At 53.0% G+C, this 22,332-nt stretch carries 23 protein-coding genes, 3 pseudogenes and 1 riboswitch; of the genes and pseudogenes, 11 read left to right on the forward strand and 15 right to left on the reverse strand.

Going from position 1 to position 22,332, the window contains the following annotated elements:
• Positions 1–913 (reverse strand): annotated as a pseudogene (locus Q0711_RS04225) (sulfite reductase, ferredoxin dependent); the annotation flags it as partial.
• A gap of 108 nt (positions 914–1,021) precedes the next feature.
• Positions 1,022–1,192 (reverse strand): hypothetical protein, encoded by a 171-nt coding sequence (locus Q0711_RS04230; RefSeq protein WP_298613009.1) that lies wholly within the window; start codon positions 1,190–1,192, stop codon positions 1,022–1,024.
• A 158-nt stretch (positions 1,193–1,350) separates the two neighbouring features.
• Between Q0711_RS04230 and zds the strand changes: the two genes are divergently transcribed.
• Positions 1,351–2,790, forward strand: a complete 1,440-nt coding sequence (gene zds, locus Q0711_RS04235; RefSeq protein WP_298613014.1) for a 9,9'-di-cis-zeta-carotene desaturase — start codon at positions 1,351–1,353, stop codon at positions 2,788–2,790.
• Positions 2,787–3,236 (forward strand): SRPBCC family protein, encoded by a 450-nt coding sequence (locus Q0711_RS04240; protein WP_298613017.1) that lies wholly within the window; start codon positions 2,787–2,789, stop codon positions 3,234–3,236. The genes zds and Q0711_RS04240 overlap by 4 nt, the downstream gene beginning before the upstream one ends.
• Here Q0711_RS04240 and Q0711_RS04245 read toward each other — a convergent pair.
• The 3 genes from Q0711_RS04245 to Q0711_RS04255 all read right to left on the reverse strand — a co-directional run bounded on the left by Q0711_RS04245 (position 3,233) and on the right by Q0711_RS04255 (position 6,677).
• Positions 3,233–4,225: an inorganic phosphate transporter gene (locus tag Q0711_RS04245; RefSeq protein WP_298613020.1), complete on the reverse strand. Its 993-nt coding sequence runs from the start codon at positions 4,223–4,225 to the stop codon at positions 3,233–3,235. The genes Q0711_RS04240 and Q0711_RS04245 overlap by 4 nt on opposite strands.
• Before the next feature lie 3 nt (positions 4,226–4,228).
• Complete coding sequence (gene thiC / locus Q0711_RS04250; protein ID WP_299041775.1) at positions 4,229–5,611, reverse strand: phosphomethylpyrimidine synthase; 1,383 nt, start codon at positions 5,609–5,611, stop codon at positions 4,229–4,231.
• Positions 5,612–5,621: 10 nt separating this feature from the next.
• A riboswitch (TPP riboswitch) is annotated at positions 5,622–5,720 on the reverse strand.
• Between the two features lie 33 nt (positions 5,721–5,753).
• Positions 5,754–6,677: a septal ring lytic transglycosylase RlpA family protein gene (locus Q0711_RS04255; RefSeq protein ID WP_298613022.1), complete on the reverse strand. Its 924-nt coding sequence runs from the start codon at positions 6,675–6,677 to the stop codon at positions 5,754–5,756.
• Between the two features lie 532 nt (positions 6,678–7,209).
• On the opposite strand from Q0711_RS04255, the gene Q0711_RS04260 reads away from it, so the two are divergent.
• The 6 genes and pseudogenes from Q0711_RS04260 to Q0711_RS04285 all read left to right on the forward strand — a co-directional run bounded on the left by Q0711_RS04260 (position 7,210) and on the right by Q0711_RS04285 (position 12,850).
• Positions 7,210–8,979, forward strand: coding sequence for a DUF2339 domain-containing protein (locus Q0711_RS04260; protein ID WP_298613025.1), 1,770 nt, complete (start codon positions 7,210–7,212; stop codon positions 8,977–8,979).
• Positions 8,976–9,611, forward strand: a complete 636-nt coding sequence (pdxH, locus tag Q0711_RS04265; RefSeq protein ID WP_298613029.1) for a pyridoxamine 5'-phosphate oxidase — start codon at positions 8,976–8,978, stop codon at positions 9,609–9,611. Before Q0711_RS04260 ends, pdxH begins: the two co-directional genes overlap by 4 nt.
• Before the next feature lie 38 nt (positions 9,612–9,649).
• Positions 9,650–9,953, forward strand: a pseudogene (gene ureB / locus Q0711_RS04270) (urease subunit beta).
• Positions 9,954–9,986: 33 nt separating this feature from the next.
• On the forward strand, positions 9,987–10,742 hold the full coding sequence (locus tag Q0711_RS04275) for a HEAT repeat domain-containing protein (RefSeq protein WP_298613032.1): 756 nt from the start codon (positions 9,987–9,989) through the stop codon (positions 10,740–10,742).
• Positions 10,743–10,754: 12 nt separating this feature from the next.
• Positions 10,755–11,552: an ABC transporter ATP-binding protein gene (locus Q0711_RS04280; protein WP_298613035.1), complete on the forward strand. Its 798-nt coding sequence runs from the start codon at positions 10,755–10,757 to the stop codon at positions 11,550–11,552.
• 134 nt (positions 11,553–11,686) lie between these two features.
• Positions 11,687–12,850, forward strand: a complete 1,164-nt coding sequence (locus tag Q0711_RS04285; protein WP_298613038.1) for a glycosyltransferase family 4 protein — start codon at positions 11,687–11,689, stop codon at positions 12,848–12,850.
• Here the strand turns inward: Q0711_RS04285 and prmA are convergent.
• From prmA to Q0711_RS04315, 7 genes and pseudogenes are all read right to left on the reverse strand, one after another.
• The gene (gene prmA, locus Q0711_RS04290; protein WP_298613041.1) at positions 12,847–13,761 is read right to left on the reverse strand and encodes a 50S ribosomal protein L11 methyltransferase; all 915 of its coding nucleotides are present in this window, start codon (positions 13,759–13,761) and stop codon (positions 12,847–12,849) included. The genes Q0711_RS04285 and prmA overlap by 4 nt on opposite strands.
• Before the next feature lie 8 nt (positions 13,762–13,769).
• Entirely contained in the window at positions 13,770–15,353 is a 1,584-nt protein-coding gene (serA, locus tag Q0711_RS04295) for a phosphoglycerate dehydrogenase (RefSeq protein ID WP_298613044.1), read from the reverse strand.
• A gap of 128 nt (positions 15,354–15,481) precedes the next feature.
• Positions 15,482–15,736, reverse strand: a complete 255-nt coding sequence (locus Q0711_RS04300; protein WP_299041737.1) for a hypothetical protein — start codon at positions 15,734–15,736, stop codon at positions 15,482–15,484.
• Between the two features lie 187 nt (positions 15,737–15,923).
• Positions 15,924–16,103, reverse strand: a complete 180-nt coding sequence (locus Q0711_RS04305; RefSeq protein ID WP_299041739.1) for a hypothetical protein — start codon at positions 16,101–16,103, stop codon at positions 15,924–15,926.
• A gap of 90 nt (positions 16,104–16,193) precedes the next feature.
• Positions 16,194–16,364, reverse strand: a pseudogene (locus tag Q0711_RS11655) (J domain-containing protein); the annotation flags it as partial.
• Positions 16,365–16,372: 8 nt separating this feature from the next.
• Positions 16,373–16,747: a hypothetical protein gene (locus Q0711_RS04310; protein ID WP_299041742.1), complete on the reverse strand. Its 375-nt coding sequence runs from the start codon at positions 16,745–16,747 to the stop codon at positions 16,373–16,375.
• Positions 16,748–17,012: 265 nt separating this feature from the next.
• Positions 17,013–17,450: a hypothetical protein gene (locus Q0711_RS04315; protein ID WP_299041745.1), complete on the reverse strand. Its 438-nt coding sequence runs from the start codon at positions 17,448–17,450 to the stop codon at positions 17,013–17,015.
• Between the two features lie 197 nt (positions 17,451–17,647).
• Here Q0711_RS04315 and gshA point away from each other — a divergent pair, with 197 nt between their 5' ends.
• Together gshA and lpxB are read left to right on the forward strand one after the other, a co-directional pair.
• Complete coding sequence (gene gshA / locus Q0711_RS04320) at positions 17,648–18,787, forward strand: glutamate--cysteine ligase (protein WP_298613056.1); 1,140 nt, start codon at positions 17,648–17,650, stop codon at positions 18,785–18,787.
• A 2-nt stretch (positions 18,788–18,789) separates the two neighbouring features.
• Positions 18,790–19,980 carry a lipid-A-disaccharide synthase gene (gene lpxB, locus Q0711_RS04325; protein ID WP_298613059.1) on the forward strand — a complete coding sequence of 397 codons (1,191 nt, stop codon included), beginning with the start codon at positions 18,790–18,792 and terminating at the stop codon, positions 19,978–19,980.
• Between the two features lie 37 nt (positions 19,981–20,017).
• Here lpxB and Q0711_RS04330 read toward each other — a convergent pair whose 3' ends face one another.
• Genes Q0711_RS04330 through Q0711_RS04340 form a run of 3 tightly spaced genes read right to left on the reverse strand, consistent with a single transcriptional unit; the run spans position 20,018 to position 21,412 of the window.
• Complete coding sequence (locus tag Q0711_RS04330; protein ID WP_298616965.1) at positions 20,018–20,458, reverse strand: Spy/CpxP family protein refolding chaperone; 441 nt, start codon at positions 20,456–20,458, stop codon at positions 20,018–20,020.
• 37 nt (positions 20,459–20,495) lie between these two features.
• Positions 20,496–20,810: a hypothetical protein gene (locus tag Q0711_RS04335; protein WP_298613064.1), complete on the reverse strand. Its 315-nt coding sequence runs from the start codon at positions 20,808–20,810 to the stop codon at positions 20,496–20,498.
• Positions 20,807–21,412: a sigma-70 family RNA polymerase sigma factor gene (locus tag Q0711_RS04340; protein ID WP_366142524.1), complete on the reverse strand. Its 606-nt coding sequence runs from the start codon at positions 21,410–21,412 to the stop codon at positions 20,807–20,809. The genes Q0711_RS04335 and Q0711_RS04340 overlap by 4 nt, the downstream gene beginning before the upstream one ends.
• Positions 21,413–21,570: 158 nt before the next feature.
• Here Q0711_RS04340 and Q0711_RS04345 point away from each other — a divergent pair, with 158 nt between their 5' ends.
• On the forward strand, positions 21,571–22,230 hold the full coding sequence (locus Q0711_RS04345) for a MotA/TolQ/ExbB proton channel family protein (protein ID WP_298613070.1): 660 nt from the start codon (positions 21,571–21,573) through the stop codon (positions 22,228–22,230).
• Positions 22,231–22,332 lie beyond the last annotated feature (102 nt).

Consider the following 22,332-nt stretch of genomic DNA (forward strand, 5'->3'; position numbering starts at 1 on the left):
TTGCCTTCACCGCTTCATAGACATCTGCCGCTTGCACAAAGCCAATTTCATCCGCCAGGCGGGCAAAGGTTTCTTCCTTATTGTGGGTGCGCCCCAAGCCACCGCCGGCATAGATATTAAAGCCCTCCAGATTCCCCTCAGAATCCGTGATCACCACTAGGGTCAAGTCTTGGGAGAAAAGATCCACAGAGTTATCCCCCGGCACCGTGACACAGCACTTAAACTTGCGCGGCATGTAGTGATCGCCGTAGATTGGCTCTTCGTTGTGGGGAAAGATCGTGCCGTTGGTATTGCGCTGGCGTGCCGCCTTGACATCGGGGTGCTCTTCGGCGGAGATGACCTTTTCACCATCCAGCCAAATCTCGTAGTAGGCACCGGTTTGTGGCGTCAGCAGATCGGCGATGCGGTGGGCATACTCATAGGCAAGGGTATATTCCGGGCGATCGCGAAAGGGGGCAGGGGGTGCCATCACGTTGCGGTTCAAGTCACCGCAGGCACCCAAGGTGGATCCCATACTGCGGACAATCGCCGCAATCGCTGCTTTCAGATTCTTCTTGAGAATGCCATGTAACTGAAATCCTTGGCGTGTGGTTGCCCGCAGGGTGCGGTTGCCATACTCATCCGCCAAGCGATCCAACGTCAAATAGAGCTGCGGTGGAATATAACCAGCCGGACTGCGGGTACGCAGCATAAACTGGTAGTCTTTTTCCTGTCCTTTGACGCGGTTATCGCGATTGTCCTGCTGATAGGAGCCGTGGAACTTAAGGATCTGCGCCCCCTCTTCGCTAAACCGGTTCGTTGGTTCCAAAAGTTCTGTAGCCACAGGTTCTCGCAGATGTTGGCTCCGTTCTTTGAGAGCTTCGATTTTCGAGCGTTTTAGTACAGCATCAGTAGAGGGGGGCGAAGCAACCATAGTGTTCTGTCTTCCAACAGGTGAGAGTAGCTAAAATAACGATAGCTAAAAGTCCCTAATCTTGATCGGGAAAGTGAACTATCTTATTTTAGCGAACCTGGGGAACGATTAACAGGAGGGTTCTTCTTTTGAGGCACAGTCCTTCTGCCAGCAGCGCTCGAGATAGGCATTGTAGTACTGCCGCCAAAACCGTTTGGGATTGAGGGTAAAGCCCGGACTAAATAGGTGCTGATTCAAATACTGCCAAAGAGGAAAGGGAAGAACACGACGCGTAGCCATAGGCACACCGTGAGCGTGAGCGATTCAACAACTGCAAGTTACTTTGATCATAGACGAGGGTTCCGGAGAGCAAGGGTCTTTGCCAAGTTTCTTAACGCGGGGGAAACCGTCGGAGGGGCAAAAAATGTTAAAATCTGTAAAGTTTTCTGGGATCACCGATGCGGGTTGTCATTGTTGGTGCAGGATTAGCCGGCTTAGCCGCCGCAGTGGATTTGGTGGATGCCGGTCACAATGTTGAAATCTATGAATCCCGTCCTTTCGTCGGAGGCAAAGTCAGCAGTTGGCAGGATGCCGACGGCAACCACATTGAGATGGGACTCCACGTTTTCTTCCATAACTACACCAATCTCTTTGCACTGATGACAAAGGTGGGGGCGATCGCCAACCTTCTGCCCAAGGAACATACCCATACATTTATTAATCGCGGTGGCCAGGTGGGGGAATTGGACTTTCGCTTTCCCTTGGGCGCCCCCTTCAACGGTCTGAAGGCCTTCTTCACCACCAATCAACTCTCTGCTGCTGATAAGTTCTTTAATGCCATTGCCCTTGGCACCAGTCCCATTGTGCGCGGTCTGGTGGATTATGAGGGGGCAATGCGCCAAATTCGCGCTTTGGATCGGGTCAGCTTTGCCGAGTGGTTTCGCCGCCATGGGGGGTCGGAAAACAGCCTCAAGCGCCTCTGGAACCCTATCTCCTATGCCCTAGGCTTCATTGATACCGAGCAGATGTCTGCTCGCTGTATGCTGACAATCTTTATGATGTTTGCCGCTAAAACCACCGCCTCACGCCTGAATATGCTCAAGGGATCACCGGCGGAATATCTCCTCAAGCCCTTGGTGAACTATATTGAAGCGCGGGGGGCGAAGATTCATCTGCGGCGACGGGTCAAGGAAATTCTCTTTCGCGGTGAGGATCCTAGAACTTGGCACGTGGAAGGGTTGGTCATTCCCCTTGGCGAAGAACTAGAAACAGTGACGGCGGATGCCTATCTCTGTGCCTGTGATGTGCCGGGAATTCAACGTCTGATTCCCCCAGCGTGGCGATCGCACCCCATCTTTGACAACATCTTTAAGCTAGAGGCAGTGCCTGTGGCCACGGTGCAACTGCGGTTTGATGGCTGGGTGACGGAACTGCAAGATCCCGGTAAACAAAGGCAGCTCGCGGCAACGGGTATTGATAATCTGCTGTACACCGCCGATGCCGATTTTTCCTGCTTTGCCGATCTCGCCCTCACGAGTCCAGCGGACTACTATCGCGAAGGTCAAGGCTCCCTTCTGCAAGTGGTGCTTACCCCCGGCGATCCCTTCATCAAAGCCAGCAATGAAGAAATTGCCCAACACGTGCTGCGTCAAGTCCATGAACTCTTTCCCTCATCGCGCCATCTGAACATGACATGGTACAGTGTCGTCAAATTGGCTCAGTCCCTCTATCGCGAAGCGCCCGGCATGGATCCCTATCGTCCGCCCCAAAAAACCCCCGTGCCTAACTTTTACTTGGCGGGCAGCTATACGCAGCAGGACTACATTGACAGCATGGAGGGTGCCACGATGTCCGGACGACAAGCCGCCCAAGCGATTTTGGCAGGAGGTCACCCATGAGTTGGCTAGAGCACACGGTTCAGGTTGAGGTGGCAGCGGAGGTCGATCGCGTCTGGGCACTCTGGTCGGATCTAGAGAAAATGCCCCTGTGGATGAAGTGGATTGAATCTGTGGTCATCACCGAAGAAGACCCCACGCTATCACGCTGGACATTGGCCACGGGAAACTGGCACTTTAGCTGGCGATCGCGCATTTGCCGCCAAGTAAAGCACCAAATTATTCAGTGGGAGTCAGTGGATGGGCTGCCCAACCGGGGGGCCATTCGCTTTTACGATCGCCATGGCAGCACCATTGTCAAGCTTTCGGTGGCCTATGCCATTCCAGGGATTCTGGGACAGATCATGGATCGCCTCTTCTTGGGTCGTGTGGTGGAAAGTACCTTGCAAGCAGATCTCGAGCGCTTTCGGGAGTATGTGCAACAGATGCAGCCCACACAGATCTCTTAAAGTTGGGTGAGGCAAAAAGAGATAGCGATCGCCAGCAGGGCTGCTCCCGGAAATGTGAATATCCACGCCATGAAAATTTGCGCCCACACTTGCCAGTTCACTTTTCCTTGACGGCGATACCCCGCCCCCGTAATCGCACCCACCACCACTTGTGTGGTACTGACGGGAAACCCCACCAGGCTGGCGACACCGACCGTCAAAGCAGCACTGAGGTTAGCTAAGCAACCACTCACGGGATCTAGGGGCGTAATTTTCTCACCGGTGGTATGGATAATGCGCTCACCGCCGCCATAGGTACCGATCGCGATCGCGAGGGCACAGGCAGCGACAACCCAGAAGGGCACGCCCGCCTCCGGCGACAGTTGTCCCCAACTCACAAGGGCAAGGGTAATCACCCCCATGGTTTTCTGGGCATCATTGGCACCGTGGGCAACAGCCATCAACATTCCCGAAAGAATCTGCAATCGTTGCCAGCGTTCGGCGGGAATTTCCCCCTGCCATTGCAACCATATCTCAACAAGGGTCATGCAGCCCAAACCAATGGCGATCGCCACCAAGGGGGACACAATCATGGGAATAAGTACTGACTGAACAATCCCCTGCCAATAAATGATTTGCGCTGACCCTTGAAAGAGGGCGGCCCCTACTAAGCCACCAATGAGGGCGTGGGAAGAACTACTGGGCAGCCCCCAATACCAGGTGAGCAAATTCCAGCCCATGGCGCCAAGGAGTGCGGCACCAATGACGCTAAACCAATGTTCACCCAAGGCAGAACTGTCGAGAATCCCCGATTCAATGGTTAGCGCCACCCGCGTACTCAAGAAAGCACCGCTAAAATTGGCCACAGCAGCAAGGATGAGGGCTGATCGCAGGGAAAGGGCACGGGTGGCCACCACCGTTGCAATTGCATTGGCGGCATCATGGAAGCCATTGGTGACATCAAAAAGGAGGGCGATCGCAATCAACCCCCCTTGGAACTCAATGGCCATGCTCTAGGCAGAGGCACTGATTTGATCTTTTTCCTTGGCGAGGAACTTTTCCAGTTCCGCAAGGGCGTCGGCATCCACTTTGGTTTGCATGGGGCAGAACTTCGGCCCGCACATGGAGCAGAATTCAGCCGTTTTGTAGATGTCTGCCGGCAGCGTTTCGTCGTGGTATTCCCGCGCCCGCTCTGGATCGAGAGCGAGTTCAAACTGGCGGTTCCAGTCAAAGTTGTAGCGTGCCCGCGACAGTTCATCATCGCGATCGCGCGCTCCCGGACGGTGACGGGCAATATCCGCTGCGTGAGCAGCAATTTTGTAAGCAATCAGGCCATTGCGCACATCTTCGGCATTGGGTAAGCCAAGGTGCTCTTTGGGGGTGACATAGCAAAGCATCGCTGCGCCGTACCAACCTGCCATTGCGGCGCCAATGGCACTGCTAATGTGGTCATAGCCAGGGGCAATATCGGTCACTAGAGGTCCAAGGACGTAGAAGGGGGCTTCGGAGCACTCTTCCATTTGCTTGCGCACATTAAATTCAATTTGATCCATGGGCACATGGCCAGGCCCTTCCACCATCACTTGCACATCGTGTTCCCAAGCCTTGCGCGTCAATTGACCAAGGGTTTTTAACTCCGCCAGTTGAGCCTCATCGGAGGCATCGTGGAGACACCCCGGCCGCAGCGAGTCGCCTAGGGAGAAGGAGACATCATATTTTTTGAAGATCTCAATAATGTCGCGGAAGTGGGTGTAGAGCGGATTTTGCTTGTGGTGATACAGCATCCACTTAGCGAGAATGCCACCACCGCGGGACACAATCCCTGTGATGCGGTTTTTGACCAAGGGCAGATATTCAATGAGAATTCCCGCATGAATTGTCATGTAGTCCACCCCTTGCTGGGCGTGCTTCTCAATCACATGCAGAAAGTCGTCGGGGGTGAGCCGCTCAACACTGCCGTGGACACTTTCAAGGGCTTGATAGACGGGCACCGTACCGATGGGCACCGGTGAGGCATTAATAATGGCGGTGCGAATGGCATCGAGGTCACCGCCCCCCGTGGAGAGATCCATCACTGTATCGGCACCGTACTTCACTGCTAAACGCAGTTTGGCCAATTCTTCCTCGAGGTTTGAGGAGTTGGGCGAGGCACCGATATTGGCATTCACCTTGCACTTGGCGGCAATTCCGATTGCCATCGGCTCGAGGTTGGGGTGATTGATATTGGCAGGAATAATCATCCGCCCACGGGCGACCTCATCACGAATCAATTCCGCAGGCAAATTCTCCCGCTGTGCCACATAGTGCATTTCTTCGGTGATGATCCCTTGGCGGGCATAATGCATTTGGGTAACATTGTCTTGCCCCTTGCGGGCAGCAATCCATTCGCTACGCACCATTGATAGAATCCTCTCTAGACAGCTTCCCTACGCCAGCATGACCTGGTTCAGGTTCTAAGGGTTTGCTCTCAGTCTGCTCTGGCCGCAGACACCCCTAGCATGTCGTTCATTCTATCATTTTGCCCTTGGGGGGTGGGGATCAATCCAGCACATCAATACGGACAGGTCCGACACCCGCACCAATGAGGCCAATGGCAGCGGCAGCTCCCCGCGAGAGGTCAATTTCTCGTCCCCCTGTAAAAGGCCCGCGATCGTTAATCCGCACGACCACTGAGCGGCCATTTTGCAGATTGGTCACCCGCACCCGTGTACCAAAGGGCAGCGTGCGATGGGCAGCCGTCAGGGCATCTTGATCAAATCGCTCACCATTAGCCGTGCGGGCACCGTGAAACCCAGGGCCATACCATGAGGCAAGGCCGGTCAACTGCATCCGAATCGGCCCCATGGCCACAACGGTATTTGGGCTACCCTCGACGCGGGTGAGAGCCGGGGCATTACCCAGTTGGCGACGGATCAGGTTGGCAATGCGTAGGGCGTTTTCATCGTTGCGTGGTGACCCCTTGGGAAGCATGACCTGATGGTTCAGGGTCAGCAGCGGTTCTTGGTTAGCGTAGATGCGATAGTGCTGCTGTTGGGCATCCCAACGGACGCGCACAAGATTGGCGTCAAAACCCTGTTCGTGGAGCTGATTGAGACGAGCGGTGAAAAGGGTTGCCTGTTGTGCCGCTTCTGAGAGAGTGGTTTGCTCTGGCATCCCGGCAGCTACTTTGACTCCCTCTGGGGTGGCTGCCCGTTGACCCAAGAACGTAAGCACGGGAATCCCCCGCAGATAGACAGTAATGGCTTCCCGTCCCTGTTGCTGATGACGATAGAGGCCGGCGATCGCCCGCGTTGTCGTCGGGGCCGTGGATTGGCGTTCCCCCACTTTGGTGGCAACAACGGTCGAGGCGGTATCTGAAGCTGACTCCATAGCTGGTGCAGTCGTGGTTGCACGGCTACTGGAAAGCATTCCCAACACAGCCAACGTGGTTGTTGTCAGACCCAAATAAAGCGTTTTTTTCATAGGCGTCCGTTAAAAAGGGCATCCATACGGCCGGACAGTAGGGCACCAACGTCACACAGGGCAAACCCCTACTGGTGCCGTGTTCGCTCTCATCGCGGAACTGTTTCAACCTACCACGAAGGCCTAGAATCAAGCATCAGGGGCATTTTGTTCACATCAAACATTTTGAAAGAGAATAAAAAAGCGCTGAGCGCAGTGAAACCTATGCAGACTGGCACATTGACGGAATTTAGAGTTAATGAAAGAAAATAAGAAAGTTTTATAAACCCTTAATAAGCTATTTTTAATTTCTAAACATTTTTGTGATTCAGATCACCGAGAATAAAAATTTCTCTAAAAGATAAAATTTGCTTTTTGCGACCTTTTCTATGCGCCCTAGGACGATTTTTGACCCGATTTTGTTTCCCGTTCTATCCCTTTTGGGATGTTCCGCTAGACACTTAATTAATAAACTTAATAAGATGCATTGCCCAAGAAATTACTCTCCTCTTTAGCGCATAGAACGGGGATATAGCCCGTGGGGAGCCAGACTATGGAAGACAGGGATGATTTGCGGCATCGTCTTGAAAACTTAGAAGCCGCTGTGGCTGCCCTCCAGCGATCGCTGGAGATTCTGCAAACCGCTATTCTCCGTGAAGACCTTTCCTCTTCTGGCGTCCCAGAACGTTCAACTGAAGCCACTCAGCCCGCGGAAGTGGCCGCGCCCGCCCCTGGGACTGAACCCCAACTCCCAGCTCTTGAATCCCCGTTAGGCTCCGTGACGCCTTCCCGAGCGGACTGGCTGCACAACTGGGAGCTGTGGCTTAACCGTCTTGGCATTGGCCTACTGCTGTTGGGGATTGGCTTTCTCTTTCGGTACGCCGTTGAATTGGGCTGGATTACGGATGCGGCTCTTGTGGCTATGGGCTTTCTCATCGGTACTGTGCTAATGGGGTTGGGTTGGCGGTTGCAGCGGCGAGCCATTTTTAGCCAGTTTTTGCAGGGGGGTGGCCTTGCAACCTATTACCTAACTATCTTTGCTGCCTATCAGTTTTTCATGGTGATGCCTTGGGGCGTGGCGTTCCCATTGATGGTGGCAGTTACCCTAGGGGCATTTTTTATATCGTTGCACCAAAATCGAGCCATTTTTGCAGTGATTGGGGTTGTTGGCGGCCTAGCTACTCCCTTGCTCCTCTACAACACGGGTATTAGTCGTCCTTTGGCATTGGCCAGTTATACCTTTTTAATTCTCTTGGGCAGTTGGGCAATTTATGGGGTGAAGGGGTGGCGATCGCTCCTGCTATCAGCCTTTTGGTTGGGATGGCTGATGTTAATGGTGTCTGTAACCATTGACCGGGTGGATCGAGCTGGGGCGTTGCAAGTAATTCTGGCGCTGACTTGGCTAGGCTTTTCGGTATTGCCCCCTTGGTATCAGTGGCGCGATCGCTTGCAGCAGACTTCCCCTGTACCCGCTGGTTATGGTCAAACGATTGCTCTTTTTAACCCGCTCATTGCCCTCGGCTTAAGTGCTTTGCTTTGGGGGTGGTCGGCAACGGTAACGGCTCGCATGTTTATCGTCTTTGGTGGTCTCTACCTTGGAACCAGTCTGCTCTGGCGACGCCTGCCGCAACCTTGGCGCTGGGTCTATAGCTTGACGGGGCTGGTGCTGGTTGCCTTTGGCATTGTTATTCGCCACTACAACGATCGTTTTATCCTCGCACCCCTAGCGATCGAGGGTCTGGTTTTGCACTACCTCAGCCAACACTATTCCTCGCCAACCCTGCGGATGATTGCCCATCTTTGGTGGGGACTGCTGACTTTTGGCTGGGTGGGTCAACTGCTTTTCACCACTGCCGATCGCCCGCCGCTGTTGAATCTCGCTTTTTTTACCCACCTGGTGGTTCTAATTGCTGCCGTCAGCAGTATTCGTTTTTTGCCCCCACCCACCCGCCCGGTTTATTGGACATTGGGCTATGGGGTAACGATGGTTTGGATTGAACATGAACTGGCGCCCTTTGGTACAGGGGCAACGACCCTTGTCTGGGGACTCTTTGGGGTGGGACTGCTGATCTGTGGGCTGCGACGAGATACATCAGCGCTGCGCACGGTGGCTTTGATAACCCTAATCATTGCACTAACTCGCCTTTTTTTCTTTGATCTCATCAATCTTGCGCCCGTGGGGCGAGTGCTCCTCTTTGTGGGGTTTGGTTTGATTTTTTTACTGCTGAGCTATTTTTTCCGTACTCTATGGGGGCGATCGCCCGTGGAATCCTCTAGGATCAGTGAAGAAACTCCCACAAATGAGTCCGAAGAAAACCCATGACCAGCATTGCCGATCTGCGCCGTGATTACCGTCGTCAACGTCTCCTAGAAAGTGAGGCGGCTGAAGATCCAATCCAACAGTTTCGCCTCTGGTTTACCGAGGCCGTCAACGCCGAATTGCCGGAACCCAATGCAATGACACTGGCCACCGTTGGCCTCGATGGTATGCCCGCCGCGCGACTGGTATTGCTCAAAGAAGTGGATGAGCGCGGGTTTGTTTTTTTCACAAACTATCGCAGTCGCAAGGGTCGAGAATTGGCAGCCCATCCCAAGGCCGCCCTTGTGTTTTGGTGGGCAGAACTAGAACGGCAGGTGCGCATTGAGGGCAATGTCGAGCAAATCAGTGCAGCGGAGTCCGATGCCTATTTCCAGAGTCGCCCTCTGGGGCACCGTTGGGGGGCATGGGCATCTCAGCAGAGTGAGATTTTAGAATCCTACGCCGAACTGGAAGCTCGCCTAGCAGAAGTGGAAGCCCGCTACGGTGAACATGTGCCCCGACCAGAGCATTGGGGTGGCTATCGCGTTCTACCCACCCTGATTGAATTTTGGCAAGGACGACCCAATCGCCTCCACGATCGCCTGTGCTATCGTCGCCAAGGAGACCACTGGCAGCGGGTACGCCTCTACCCCTAGGATGGAGATACCTTGCAGAGATTGGCTGAGACGCTGCCATGATGCCCGCTGAACTCATTCCCGCAGATGGATGGCACAATTAACTCATGGCCGGTTAACAGCGACTTTAAGGGTAGTCAAGAGGGGCGATCGCCCAATTCGGTGGGGTCGCACCATCACTTTTACGCAGTCAATCCTGCTCTCCAGTTTGATCGCCACCAGGCGCGAGGGAGGGGTTGAGATATTCCCGCTAGCCCGGCCATTCGCTTTGAGTTGGGGGAGGAGCGAGTGGTACAACTGGCGGCCTTTAACGGCAGTCACCAAATCTATGGCTTTCGCGGTGAAGTCAACAGTGCGCTCTAGTCGGGATTCCAAGCATCCTGTAGATTAAACAGTATGGATGACAATGATTTCCCCCTTCTCGACACCTCAGAAGATGCCCTAGCGGCTCTACCGAGTGAGGAGAGCGATCGCCCCGATCCCGAAGCCATGTTGCCCCTGCTGACCTCCGCTAATGTGACGGAGCGGATGTTGGCGGCGCGCGCCTTTTGTGAATTGCAGGATGAACGCGCCACACCCTATCTCATTCATCTGTTGCAAGAACCCTGTCCCCTGGTTCGTGTCAGTGCTGCCTATGCCCTGGGCCGCAACCCCAGTTTGGCGGCAGTGGATGCCCTCATTCAGCAACTGGAGCGGGACTGGAATGGCTATGTCCGCAAAGGCATTGTTTGGGCGTTGGGCAACTGTGGCGTCCGCTTTCCCTTACCAGAAATTTATCGGCGCACCCTTGATCCTTTGATTCATGCCCTGCAGACCGATATTTCTGCCGTGCGCCTGTGGGCGGCCAGTTCCTTGGGTCAAGTTGCCGAAGCCAGGGAAGAGGCGGCGACGGTTGCGATTCCTGCCCTTGCCTTGGCTCTGGCTCAGGATGCGATCGCGGCGGTGCGCAGCAACTGTGCTTGGGCCTTGGGTCATGCCTGTCGCAAAATCCCTTTCGGGCCTCTGTACACCCAGGCCGTTGATCAACTGATTGCTGCGCTGCAGGACAGTGATATGGGTGTTCAGGAAGATGCCAAAGCAGCCCTCTTGAAGCTGGGGGATGCGCGGGGATTGCAAGCGATCGCAGATTTGCAATCAGAAGCCTTTGGCTAGGGGAGGCGGCAGATGACCAAACCACTGGTGGAGTTGCGGGGTGTCTGCAAAGCTTTCGGTAATAAGCAGGTTCTCAATAATGTAGATTTGGCTATTTATCCCCAAGATGCCCTGGTTATCCTTGGTCCTTCTGGCACTGGCAAGTCAACACTTCTGCGAATTATTGCGGGATTACTTGCCCCCGATAAAGGCGATGTCTATGTGGCAGGTGAACGCCGTCAAGGGTTGCGCCAGGATGGCCTGTGCCGGTTGCGCATGAGCATGGTTTTCCAGCAATCTGCCCTATTTGACTCCCTGACAGTTGCTGAGAATGTTGGCTTTTACTTGTATCAACACACCCGTTTGCCCGAGGCACGAATTCGCGAAATTGTCAGTGAAAAATTAGCGATGGTCGGCCTCGCCGGTGTAGAAGACCTTTACCCAGCCCAGTTGTCTGGGGGAATGCGCAAGCGAGTGAGCTTTGCCCGTGCCATTGTCGCTAATCCAGAGGATCCCGATGACGATCCCTACCTCCTGCTTTACGATGAGCCAACAGCAGGGTTAGATCCCATTGCCTCGACCGTGATTGAGGATTTAATTCGTGATCTACGGGAAAAAACTGGCCATGCCTATGTTGTTGTGACTCACCAAAACAGTACGATTGAACGCACGGGCGATCGCCTAGTTCTCCTCTACCAAGGTCGCATTTGCTGGCAGGGTACCCATGCCGAAGCTCACACGACTGACAATCCCTACCTGCGGCAGTTTCTCAGCGGCGATGTCAATGGCCCGATTCGCATCATTGATCAAGTGGGTACTACTGCTCTATAGAATGCCTTTCCCCTGAGTCTGCCTACAGGAATCTTGGCGAATTCCGAGGATGTATGTCAGGATAGCGATTATTCGCTGCTATTAGAACATTCATATCCATAGAAAACTAATCTTAGGTAAGGGAATAAACTATCGTGGCTCTACACATCGCGTGGCTTGGCAAAAAATCTCCCCCCTGCGGCAATGTCACCTATAGTCGTGAGATTACCAATGGGCTATTGGAGCGGGGTTATCAGGTGAGCTTTCTGCACTTTGCCCAAGGGGATAAACAGGGAGCCGACGGTGACAGTGAAACGCCAGATGTCACGCTCCCTTGTCTCTATAAATCCCAAGTCTATACTCTGCCGTCTCTGCGGGCCAACAAAGTTCTGTTTGAATCCCTCAGGAAACTCAAGCCAGACATTGTCCATGCGTCATTGACCCTCTCCCCCCTCGATTTCTTTCTCCCTGACATTTGCGAAGAGTTGAATATTCCCCTTGTCGCCACATTTCATCCTGCCTACAGCGAAAAGTATCGCACCTTAACAGCGGGCACAGCTTTGATGACTTACCAACTCTATGCCCCCTTTTTAGCCCGCTATGACCGAGTTATTATTTTCTCTCAGTCGCAAAAAGAACTCTTGATGCGTCTTGGGGTAGGTGCTGAAACCCTGCGGGTGATTCCCAACGGGGTGGATACACGCAAATATGCCCCAGGCCCCTCTACGGCCAAAGAGGAGTTTAAGGCACGCTACCTCTATATCTATCAGGGGCGGATGGCGATCGAAAAGAATGTCGAAGCGCTCCTGCGCGCTTGGTGTGCCGCTGATATGCCGCCGGAGTGCAAGCTGCTGATGGTGGGTAGCGGTGTCCTCATGTCTTCATTGATGGCCAACTATGGCCCTGATCAAAATATTCTCTGGCTTGGCTCAATTGTTGATGATCAGCAACGGCTGCAAATTTTACGCGGCTGTGATGTCTTTATTCTCCCCTCCCAAATTGAGGGATTGTCCCTTTCGCTTCTTGAGGCCATGGCCTGTGGTCTGGCCTGCTTGGCCACGGATGTGGGTGCCGATGGTGAAGTTCTTACAGGGGCAGGCATTGTCTTAAATCCTCAGTATGTCAAAACTCAGCTGCAAACGCTCTTGCCCGTTTTTTATCAGCATCCAGAAATGATTCGCCTGCTGGGGGACAAAGCCCGCAAACGGGTGCTTGAGCACTATAGTCTTAATCACAACTTAGATCGCCTAGAGGCCTGTTATCAAGAACTTATGGCATCCTATTCTCTAATGCCCTCTAGAGCAAAGGCGGCAACTTAAGATTGTTTAACTTGATCGGGCAGGCCTTCAAAACGGGCATTGAGACAGCACCACTCCTGTCGTCGCCAGACACTGCCTAGGCTCCAGCCCTGTCGCTCCAATTGCTCTGCGACACGATCTGCTTGATCTAAGAGAATACCGCTAAAGATGCCCCAGCCTTTGGGTTTCACAATGGTTGCCAAGTGGGGCAAAATCTCAAGAATCACCCCTGCCAAAATGTTGCAGACAACGCCATCTACGAATGGCGGCACTTTCTCCCAACTGCCTTGAGCCACGATTAGCTGCGCTGCGGTGAGGCCGTTGAGTTGAGCATTTCTTTGGGTAGCTGTGACTGCCAACTCACAGGTGTCAACTGCATAAACTTTCTCGGCGCCTAAGAGCAGGGCAGCGATCGCCAGAATGCCACTGCCACAGCCAATATCGGCAATCACGGTGGGGGGCAGCGGCTCAAAGGTTTGATCTAACTGCATCTCTAGGGCTTCCAGGCAGAGCTGAGTGGTCTCATGGGTGCCGGTGCCAAAGGCCATGCCGGGGTCTAACTTGATTACCAAGCGGGTGTTGTCTGCAGGGGGGGATTCCCAGGCAGGACAAATGAGTAGGCGATCGCCCACCGGTATCGGATGCCAGTGGACTTGCCAACTATGGGCCCAGTCCTGCTCATTGACCAACTGCCAGTGGAGTTTGGGTGAGAGGTAGCCCTGTGCCACCACATCCTGCTCAATCCAAACCCCCAAAGCAGCGATGTCCAGTAGGGTTACCTGCTGCTGCGGTACATACCCCTGAATCAATACCCGCCCCTGCTGTTGCTGGGTTGCCGTTCCTTGACAGCCAAAGGATTGCAGGCGCCAATAGACCAGCTCTTCCGCCTCAGCTTGACAAGTGACAGTAATTTCCCACCAGCGCTGTACCACAACCGTGCCTACAGATTCACGATATAGGCATCACGAATGCCGGGCACTTTCAGGATTTCCTCCAAGAGGCCTTCGGGGAGTGGATCATCGAGGCTAATCACCATCACTGCATTACCGCGCACCATTTTGCGACCCACCTGCATACTGGCAATGTTGACATTAAAGCTTCCCAACTGGGTGCCAATTTTACCAATGATGCCGGGCATATCGCGGTGCAGCGTCAGCAGCATATAACGGGTGGGCGCCACACTAATGGGAAAATCATCAATACTGGTGATGCGCAACTCACTGTGGGCCAGCACCGCACCAGAGACAGAGCGGGTTCCTGACGGACTTTTGGCAATCAGCGTCAAGGAGCCAGCATAGTCCCGCTGTGATTCATCGCGGGTTTCAACAACGCGAATTCCCCGTTCCTTGGCCTCTAGTCCAGCGTTCACATAGTTTACCCGTTCCCGCAACGCCGGAGAGAGCAAGCCCTTGAGAGCGGCAATTACAATCGGTTGACTGTCATTGGTGGCCAGTTCCCCTTGCAGACGAACTTCTAGAGATTCCACGCGACCGCCGGCCAATTGTCCCACTAAGTTGCCGAGGGTTTCGGCCAACTGCATGTAGGGAGCTAGTTTCTCAAGGACATCGGGACGCAGGCCGGGAATATTTACCGCCGATCGCGCCGGCAGTCCCAAGAGCACATCGCGGATCTGTTCGGCAACATCAATGGCCACATTCACCTGTGCTTCTTCAGTGGAGGCTCCTAGGTGGGGAGTTAAAATTACCTCCATCCCGCAGGTACGCAGGGGAGACTCCGCTTCAAGGGGTTCATTTTCAAACACATCAAGGGCAGCCCCCGCGAGTTTACCAGCTTTAAGCGCCTCCACCAGTGCTGCCTCATCAATAATGCCGCCCCGCGCACAGTTGATAATACGCGCCGTGGGCTTCATCTTGGCAATGGTTTTGGCGTTGATGAGATGGTGGGTTTCTGGAGTTTTCGGCAAGTGCAGCGTGATAAAATCCGACTCCGCAAAAAGCACATCTAGATCTACAAGACGGCAGCCCAGTTGTTCAGCTCGCTCTGTCGAAAGGTAAGGATCATAGGCAAGGAGTTTCATGCCCATGGCACGGGCAACCGTAGCGACATGGGAGCCAATTTTGCCTAATCCAATAATGCCAAGGGTTTTCTTGTAAATTTCTACTCCCGTAAAGCGTTTGCGATCCCATTGACCGGATTTAACCGCCGCATTTGCATCGGGGATATGGCGGGCAAGGGAGAGCATCATTGCCAAGGTGTGCTCCGCCGCCGCAATTGTGTTGCCCTCTGGTGAGTTGACCACCATAATACCTTTGCGGGTAGCAGCGGGCACATCTACGTTATCAACCCCCACCCCAGCACGACCAATAATTTTCAATTGATTGGCTGCTTCAATGACTGCCTTAGTAACCTTGGTTCCCGATCGAATCATTAGGGCATCGTATTCGGGAATGATTTTGATCAGTTCTTCCTCGGAGAGGCCAATTTTGACATCGACTTGTGCTACTTGGGCAAGCAGATCAAGCCCCACCTGTTCAATGGGATCGGAAACCAGAACTTTGGGCATACCTAAACACTATGTATAATGCCAAGATTGCTATAGTATCACATTGTACTTTAGGAAGGACAGAACTTTCGGGAGCGCTCCTTTGCCCAAGGTTTATCTGCCTTGTGTCTGAACTCTTTAGGAGGAGTTTAGGAGGAGCCACCAAAAAATAGGTTAGACAAGAAGAGCACAGCGCCCGCTGCCACTGCAATCTGCACGCCTGTTTCCACCACCTGCTGCCATTGCTCGGCTTCCTTGGCGTTTTCCCTTTCTTTGATAGCCATCAGCAGAAAGAACTGATCCTCATCGCTCAGTTGGCGAATAAACTCTTCAGAAAGAAGTTCCAAGGGCAATTGCTTGAAGTACGCCATCCGTTCGCGAATGTAGCTAAGCGTTTCTGACAAGAGGCCTGATTTTTTGCAAGTTCAGTTTCTGTTTTCACTGAACAAAGGAATTTGTATTGGCGATGACTCACCGTTTTTATAAACAAGCAAGCCAACATTGCCCAAAAACAAAAGCAGGACCATAAAAAGGTCAAAAAGCCAATCAAGCCGCCAATACCGATCATCGCAAGCCCGATCAATCCTAAAATTAAGTTCTCGATGACTTTTCCCATTTTTGGGAAGAATCCAGAGCCTTTAAGTCATCAATCCTCAGCCCATGGGCAGCCAACTTTTGTCGCTGTTGCTTCTCGATCTCCCGAATCGCTTGCTGATACTCTTGCTCAATGCGCGATCGCTCCCTTTCCAAACGACGGGCAACGGCCTCCATGCAAATAGGATCAAAAATTGGCAGTGATTCTTCAACCTCTAGATCCCATCGCTCAGAGTCTGTTTCCTCCACTACTGCCTTATCCGCATGCTCCATGAGATAGGCATAGGCCTCGTTAATTTGCTGGAAGTGCTCTTCAACGATCTGCCGCGCCTTTTTGGGGGTCTCAGGAGGCAGCTTATCAGGGGGGCACTCTTTGCAGAGATGACGATAGGCTTCCTTGATCTCCGCCTTAGAAGCCCTCGGCAGTAAGCCAAGAATCTAGCGGGTCATGGTTTGCGGGGGATTTTAAGGAAAGAGTCCGTTTCAATTTCAGTTAAATTCTCATCGCTGAGACTCCCTGCCCAGGAAAAGTTCAAACAACTTTTGGCACCGCTGATAGGGTGGGTGATTTCCACCTGAGTGACGTTATTTGTTTGAATGGGCGGAGTCCTCATCTCCTGTTGAAAGCTCAGGCGATCGCTAGCCGATGCAATATGATCTGCGGTGATGCCACCGTGCTTATTCCACCAATCTTGCAACTCTTGGGTATGCTTTTTTAAGCAAGACACCCGTTCCCATGCACCCTTGCTACTTTTATTGCGGTACAACGCCTTCAGATAGGGATCGTGGAGCAGGGCAAAGAGCTTGCGTTCGTAGTACATGGGTGTGTTTCCTATAACAATTGACTCCACTGCGAATAGCTGACCGAACACCGTGTGCCTTGGGCGATCGCAGCAAATACTTTTTGAAAACAGCCTTAGTAGAGGTTGAGTGATGGTTCTCCCTCCCGTCAGAGAGCTGGTCACAGTCTCGGTTATCTGCGATAGTATAAATTGTGGTTCCCGACAAAATGCTTCAGTTTTAAGGCAAGCAATCACCGTGTTGGGAGCTAGTTATCAATTGACCTCAATGCTAAAAAAATTGTTATCACAAGCGATCGCCGGCTTCAAGAATTTTTTCTAGTTCGTCAGCAACTTCTAAAACAATCCGAATACTGGTATAAAGAGCTTCGGCTTCACAATCGGCCGCTACTTTGGTACAAAAAACAGCAATGTATTTATTGTCAGCAAGGGGGCGCAATTCCCAAGCACCAATTTTCTTGGTCGCATTTTCAATCAACAGGTAATTGGCGATTTCTCGATCCAAATGGCCGTCGGAAATGTAACCAATTGACCAGACATCGCGAATTTCATAGCGGCCGAGTTGCTGTGTTTGCGAGTCAATAAAGGCTTGCTGCGATCGCCCATTGCTCAGTTCAAACACAACACGGTAATCGCCGTCTTCATCCACTTGGTAGCGAATCCCCAATTGATCCAAAAGGCGACCAACACGGACATCTGCTTGAACTCGGCGCTGACCAAACATAACCCCAAACTCCCAGTTACCAGTGTAATTTGAATCACAAGCTATCGTATCGGATTCTTATGCTCACAGCGATGGTTTCACGAATGTTCATATAAGCAACAGGGGCGGGAGCATGGTATCGTGACTAGATAGCTAAACTGAAAATTCTCAACCTACGCGGGGTTGCCCGCCGACTCAACTCAATAAACAAGGATGTCATGCTATCAAAGGGCTTTGAGGTGGAACTCTATACGGGTAAACCCACCGGCGAGATTGTGGGGCTGTCGGATCGAATTGTGAAAGATTTGGCCGGCTTTGTGCGGGAACCGGATACCCGCAATGTCGAATTCACCACGCCCCCTGTGTATCTTTATGATCAAGCCCTGTGTGACTTGCTGCGTCCTCGCTTTCGACTGCGAGCCTACCTGAAATCTTTAGGGGATTTAACCCTTGTTCCCGGCAGTACCCTGAGTCTTGGAGATAGCCGGCACTTTTATCGCTCTGACCCCCAGAACCCCTACCACACCTACATTGAGCAAACCTATGGCACGCGGGTGGTGACCGCCAGTGTCCACATCAACATTGGCCTGCGGCATCCAGAGGATTTAATCCGTGCCTGTCGGCTGGTGCGCATGGAGGCAGCGCTATTTCTGGCACTGAGTGCATCTTCGCCATTTCTCGATGGCAAGGTGACGGGCTATCACTCCACCCGCTGGGCAATCTTTCCCAAGACACCGCCCCAGGTGCCCCTTTTTACCAGCCATACCCACTTTATTGAATGGACAGAGGCCCAGCTTCAACTGGGCACAATGCAAAATGTACGGCATCTGTGGAGTTCTGTGCGTCCCAATGGCGATCGCCGGCCCTACGATCTCAACCGCCTTGAACTGCGGATTTGTGATTTAGTGACGGATCCCATTGCCCTCCTAGCGATTACCGCTCTCCTTGAAGCGCGACTCCTGCAAATGCTGGACACCCCTGACCTTGATCCCCTGCGCTGGGGCGACGAGGAAACGCTAGCACAACTTGCAGACGAAAATGAGCAGCGTGCTGCCCAAAATAGCCTAGAAGCCGTGTTAACCCACTGGCGCGATCGCCGGCAACTGACGGCAGCCGCTTGGATAGCGGAACTCTATGAAGAGGTTTGGCCAATTGCCAAAGCCCAAGGATTTAGCTGTTTTCTGGCACCCGTTAAGAAACTCCTGCGCCAGGGGAATACGGCCCAACAATGGCTGGCGCAATACGCAGCCGGCCACTCCATCCCGGAGATTATGGCTGCCGCCGTACAGGAAATGGCCGCTAGCGAACAGGAATTTGCGGATCAACTCTGTCAACCGCTGGCGGCAGTACGGGGCTGAGCATGGCGCATTTGTTCATTAGTACAGGGGAAGTTTCCGGGGATTTGCAGGGTGCCCTGCTGGTGAAAGCACTCTATCGCTTGGCGGCAGAACGGGGGATTCCCCTAGAAATTTCTGCCCTTGGGGGCGATCGCATGGCCGCGGCGGGCGCGAAGTTGCTCTTTAACACGGGGAGCATCGGCTCTGTGGGACTACTGGAAGCCCTCCCCCTCATCCAGCCCACGATTGCCCTGCAACTCAAGGCACGCCGCTATTTACGACAGCACCCGCCCGATTTGGTGGTTTTGATTGACTACATTGGCGGCAATGTGGCCATGGGACGATTTATTCGCCAGCACTTTTCTGTGCCGATGGTTTACTATATTGCCCCCCAAGAGTGGGTCTGGTCCCACAGTCTCAAGACGACTCGCCAAATTGTTGCCCTCAGCGATCGCCTGATTGCCATTTTTCCTGAAGAAGCCGCCTATTATCGCCGTCATGGTGCCAATGTGGTTTGGGTGGGGCATCCCCTTTTGGATCGGATTGCGGCAGCTCCCAGTCGGGAAGCGGCACGTCAAAGTTTGGGCATTGCAGCCGATGAGCTGGCGATCGCCCTTTTGCCCCTCTCTCGGAAGCAGGAAATCAAATCCCTTTTACCCCTGATTTTAGGGGCTGCCACGAATATTGCCCAAGTCTATCCCCACGCCCGGTTTTGGTTGCCCCTGTCGCTACAGCAGTATCGCCCAGCCATTGAAGCGGTTCTCAAGCAGTATCCAATTCAGGTCACCCTTACGGAAGACTCCCTACCGGTCCTTGCAGCGGCAGATCTGGCGATCGCCAAATCCGGCACCGTGAATCTAGAAACGGCGCTTTTGAATGTGCCCCAGGTGGTGATCTACCGCGTCCATCCCCTGAGTTTGTGGCTTTATCAACGCTTCTTAAAATTTAATCTCCAATTTGTATCCCCCCCCAATTTGCTTGTAAATAGAGAAATTGTCCCTGAACTGCTCCAAGGCCAAGCCACCGTTGCCAACATTACTGCTGTTGCCCTTGATCTGCTGAATCATCCAGAAAAACGCTTAGCCATGCAGGCAGGCTATGGGGAAATGCGAGCTGCCATGGGCACCCCCGGTGTGGTCGATCGCGCCGCCACAGAGATTCTAAATCTGCTCGACCACAAAAAATGTGCAGGATCAGTGCCCCGCCACGAGTGAGTCAACCAACTGGCTTCAGGGTTAGGGAGAAAATACCTTACGGTTGAGGTTTCATGGGGCGATAGCCCTGACGGCGCTGCTGCATCTGGGTGGCGAGGGCTTGCCGTTGTTGTGGTGTGAGAATGCCGCGCATGGCCAGCATGCTTTCAAAGCGGAGGGAGGCGAGTTGGTTTTCCAGTTGGCGCACCTGTTGGTGTTTGCTGCGGATTTGATCCTCAGAGGCGTTGCTACCCATCATCTGCCGCAGTTCTTCCTTGGCGGTGCGCAGTTGGTTGCGGGTTTGTTCTATTTGAGGATGATATTGTTGCCGCACGGTTTGCAAACGTTGCCGTTGCTCTGGGGTGAGGTTGAGGTTCTCCAGATTCGCTCCCCAGCGAGGCCCGCCATAACCGGGGTCAGCTAAAGTTGGGGTGGCGATCGCCACCAAGGGGCTAAGGGCGCTGCATACCAAAAGTGCTGCAAGGGGTTTTTTCAACATAGCTGTGTTCTCCTTTATTAAAAGTTGGAATGATGGATTACTCGAAAAGAGAGGGGTCGGCATCGTGGAACATCGCTTGCCAATTGGTCGTGATAAAGGTTTCCACTGCGTCTGGGGGAGTTTGTTGTGCCACTTGAGTTGCGGGCTTAAGGAACCCCACAGCGGTGGCGATCGCGCCGGCTCCCAAAAGGGAGAGAACCTGCCAGCGGCGCTGACTCAGTTGATGTTGAGCCAAAGCGGCTTGGACAATACGCTGTTCCAGATGGGGATGGGGGGGCGGTGGCGTTCCCCCATAGGTCTGCAAAAACTTCACCAAAGTTGTATCCTCCGCAGGGGGGGGTTCACGTTTCATAGGCTGACTCCGGCTTCAGTAAAGTAAGTCCGCAATGTGCTGCGGGCACGAAAGAGACGGGATTTCACCGTACCCACAGGAATCCGCAGAATTTCAGCAATTTCCTTTTGGGGCAAGCCTTGGAGATCATGCATGACCAAAACACTGCGATATTCTAGGGGCAATGTGGCTAAACCCCGCTGCACCAAATCCTCGTAGTGCAATTGCCGCACATCTAGTCCAGGGGTAAGTGGCTCATGTTGATACAGGTATTGCTGATGTCGCGCTTTGCGCGTTGCCCATTGACGGCGATAGTCGCAAGCCACGTTCCAGGCAATCCGATAGAGCCATGTGGAAAACTTTGCCTCATGTTTGAGACCCTTGAGTCCTTTCCATGCCCGCAGGAAAACCTCTTGCACTAAATCATCAAGGGCAACGGCACCACACAACTGAAATAGGAGCGATCGCACCCGTTGCTGATGTCGTTGATATAGCTCCCGAAACCCCTGCGGATGCCCGGAAAGGCACTGCTCAATCATCCGCCGATCGGGATCGTTGACTTGAGATCGGGTCACGATAGCCGTTGGGGCTATTGCCGTTGATAGAGGTAAGGAGACACTCATGCGAGGCATCACTCCATCGATGTAATCGTCTGTTTAGACTGGCCCAGAACCACAGAGGTTCAAGACCGTTGGCAGCACAGTTCGCTAGAATTTGGGAAATAATTGCGGCTCTAGGCTGGACTATACTAAACGTCGGATGCGCTAGCAGGGAACTGATCGTGAATATCGCTGAAGTTTTTAACCGTGGTGGCTTGGCCATGTGGCCACTACTAATTCTCTCGATCTTGACCTTAGGCACCATTTTTGAGCGGCTTTGGTTTTGGAGCATTGTTCTCCGAGGAGAAACAAAACTGGCCGAGCAGATTCTGGATGCCGCTCGCCGCAATTGGCAAGAGGCCATCGAATTAGCAGCAAATGCCTGTGATCAACCGATCGGTCGCTTCCTTTATACCCCTTTGCAATTGATTGATACAAACCCAGAAATCTTTCGCCTTGCCCTAGAAGCCGCTGCCGATGAAGAACTGAGTGCTATGCGACGGGGAGAAAAGGTATTGGAGGCAACAATTACCATGGCGCCGCTGTTGGGTTTGCTAGGAACGGTATTAGGTCTGATTAATGCCCTCAGTTCCATTCGCTTGGGAGACATTGGCACACCAGCAACGATAGGTGTGGGTCTAGGGATTAGTGAAGCCTTAATCAGTACTGCCTTTGGTTTGGTGGTGGCAATTATTGCTCTTGCCTTTCAGCGGCTCTTTCAAGCCTTTCTCTTGCAGCAGGCACAAATTTTTCGTCGCACGGGCAATGAATTAGAACTCACCTATCGCCAAGCATGGCTAGAGCAGCAACTCAAAGGGGAACCTGAAAAAACTTTCTTCTAACTCAGGCTCTATGTTTCCTCCTTTGACGTTCTGAACTTGAAAATCTTAGGGCTTGGGGAACCAAAATCGTTATAATCGCTGTTGAGATTTGATTGGCGAGGC

This window comes from uncultured Thermosynechococcus sp. (assembly GCF_937958135.1).
Lineage (GTDB): Bacteria > Cyanobacteriota > Cyanobacteriia > Thermosynechococcales > Thermosynechococcaceae > Thermosynechococcus.

What these genes read in the sequence shown, in the direction of transcription:
- Q0711_RS04315 (WP_299041745.1), bottom strand. Translation starts at nt 17,450, where the DNA reads ATGTTTGGTCAGCGCCGAGTTCAAGCAGATGTCCGTGTTGGTCGCCTT.
- Q0711_RS04310 (WP_299041742.1), bottom strand. Translation starts at nt 16,747, where the DNA reads ATGTACTACGAACGCAAGCTCTTTGCCCTGCTCCACGATCCCTATCTG.
- gshA (WP_298613056.1), top strand. Translation starts at nt 17,648, where the DNA reads ATGCTATCAAAGGGCTTTGAGGTGGAACTCTATACGGGTAAACCCACC.
- pdxH (WP_298613029.1), top strand. Translation starts at nt 8,976, where the DNA reads ATGACCAGCATTGCCGATCTGCGCCGTGATTACCGTCGTCAACGTCTC.
- Q0711_RS04280 (WP_298613035.1), top strand. Translation starts at nt 10,755, where the DNA reads ATGACCAAACCACTGGTGGAGTTGCGGGGTGTCTGCAAAGCTTTCGGT.
- Q0711_RS04255 (WP_298613022.1), bottom strand. Translation starts at nt 6,677, where the DNA reads ATGAAAAAAACGCTTTATTTGGGTCTGACAACAACCACGTTGGCTGTG.
- Q0711_RS04335 (WP_298613064.1), bottom strand. Translation starts at nt 20,810, where the DNA reads ATGAAACGTGAACCCCCCCCTGCGGAGGATACAACTTTGGTGAAGTTT.
- lpxB (WP_298613059.1), top strand. Translation starts at nt 18,790, where the DNA reads ATGGCGCATTTGTTCATTAGTACAGGGGAAGTTTCCGGGGATTTGCAG.
- Q0711_RS04330 (WP_298616965.1), bottom strand. Translation starts at nt 20,458, where the DNA reads ATGTTGAAAAAACCCCTTGCAGCACTTTTGGTATGCAGCGCCCTTAGC.
- Q0711_RS04240 (WP_298613017.1), top strand. Translation starts at nt 2,787, where the DNA reads ATGAGTTGGCTAGAGCACACGGTTCAGGTTGAGGTGGCAGCGGAGGTC.
- zds (WP_298613014.1), top strand. Translation starts at nt 1,351, where the DNA reads ATGCGGGTTGTCATTGTTGGTGCAGGATTAGCCGGCTTAGCCGCCGCA.
- Q0711_RS04340 (WP_366142524.1), bottom strand. Translation starts at nt 21,412, where the DNA reads ATGAGTGTCTCCTTACCTCTATCAACGGCAATAGCCCCAACGGCTATC.
- Q0711_RS04275 (WP_298613032.1), top strand. Translation starts at nt 9,987, where the DNA reads ATGGATGACAATGATTTCCCCCTTCTCGACACCTCAGAAGATGCCCTA.
- Q0711_RS04305 (WP_299041739.1), bottom strand. Translation starts at nt 16,103, where the DNA reads ATGGAGGCCGTTGCCCGTCGTTTGGAAAGGGAGCGATCGCGCATTGAG.
- Q0711_RS04245 (WP_298613020.1), bottom strand. Translation starts at nt 4,225, where the DNA reads ATGGCCATTGAGTTCCAAGGGGGGTTGATTGCGATCGCCCTCCTTTTT.
- Q0711_RS04260 (WP_298613025.1), top strand. Translation starts at nt 7,210, where the DNA reads ATGGAAGACAGGGATGATTTGCGGCATCGTCTTGAAAACTTAGAAGCC.
- Q0711_RS04230 (WP_298613009.1), bottom strand. Translation starts at nt 1,192, where the DNA reads ATGGCTACGCGTCGTGTTCTTCCCTTTCCTCTTTGGCAGTATTTGAAT.
- serA (WP_298613044.1), bottom strand. Translation starts at nt 15,353, where the DNA reads ATGCCCAAAGTTCTGGTTTCCGATCCCATTGAACAGGTGGGGCTTGAT.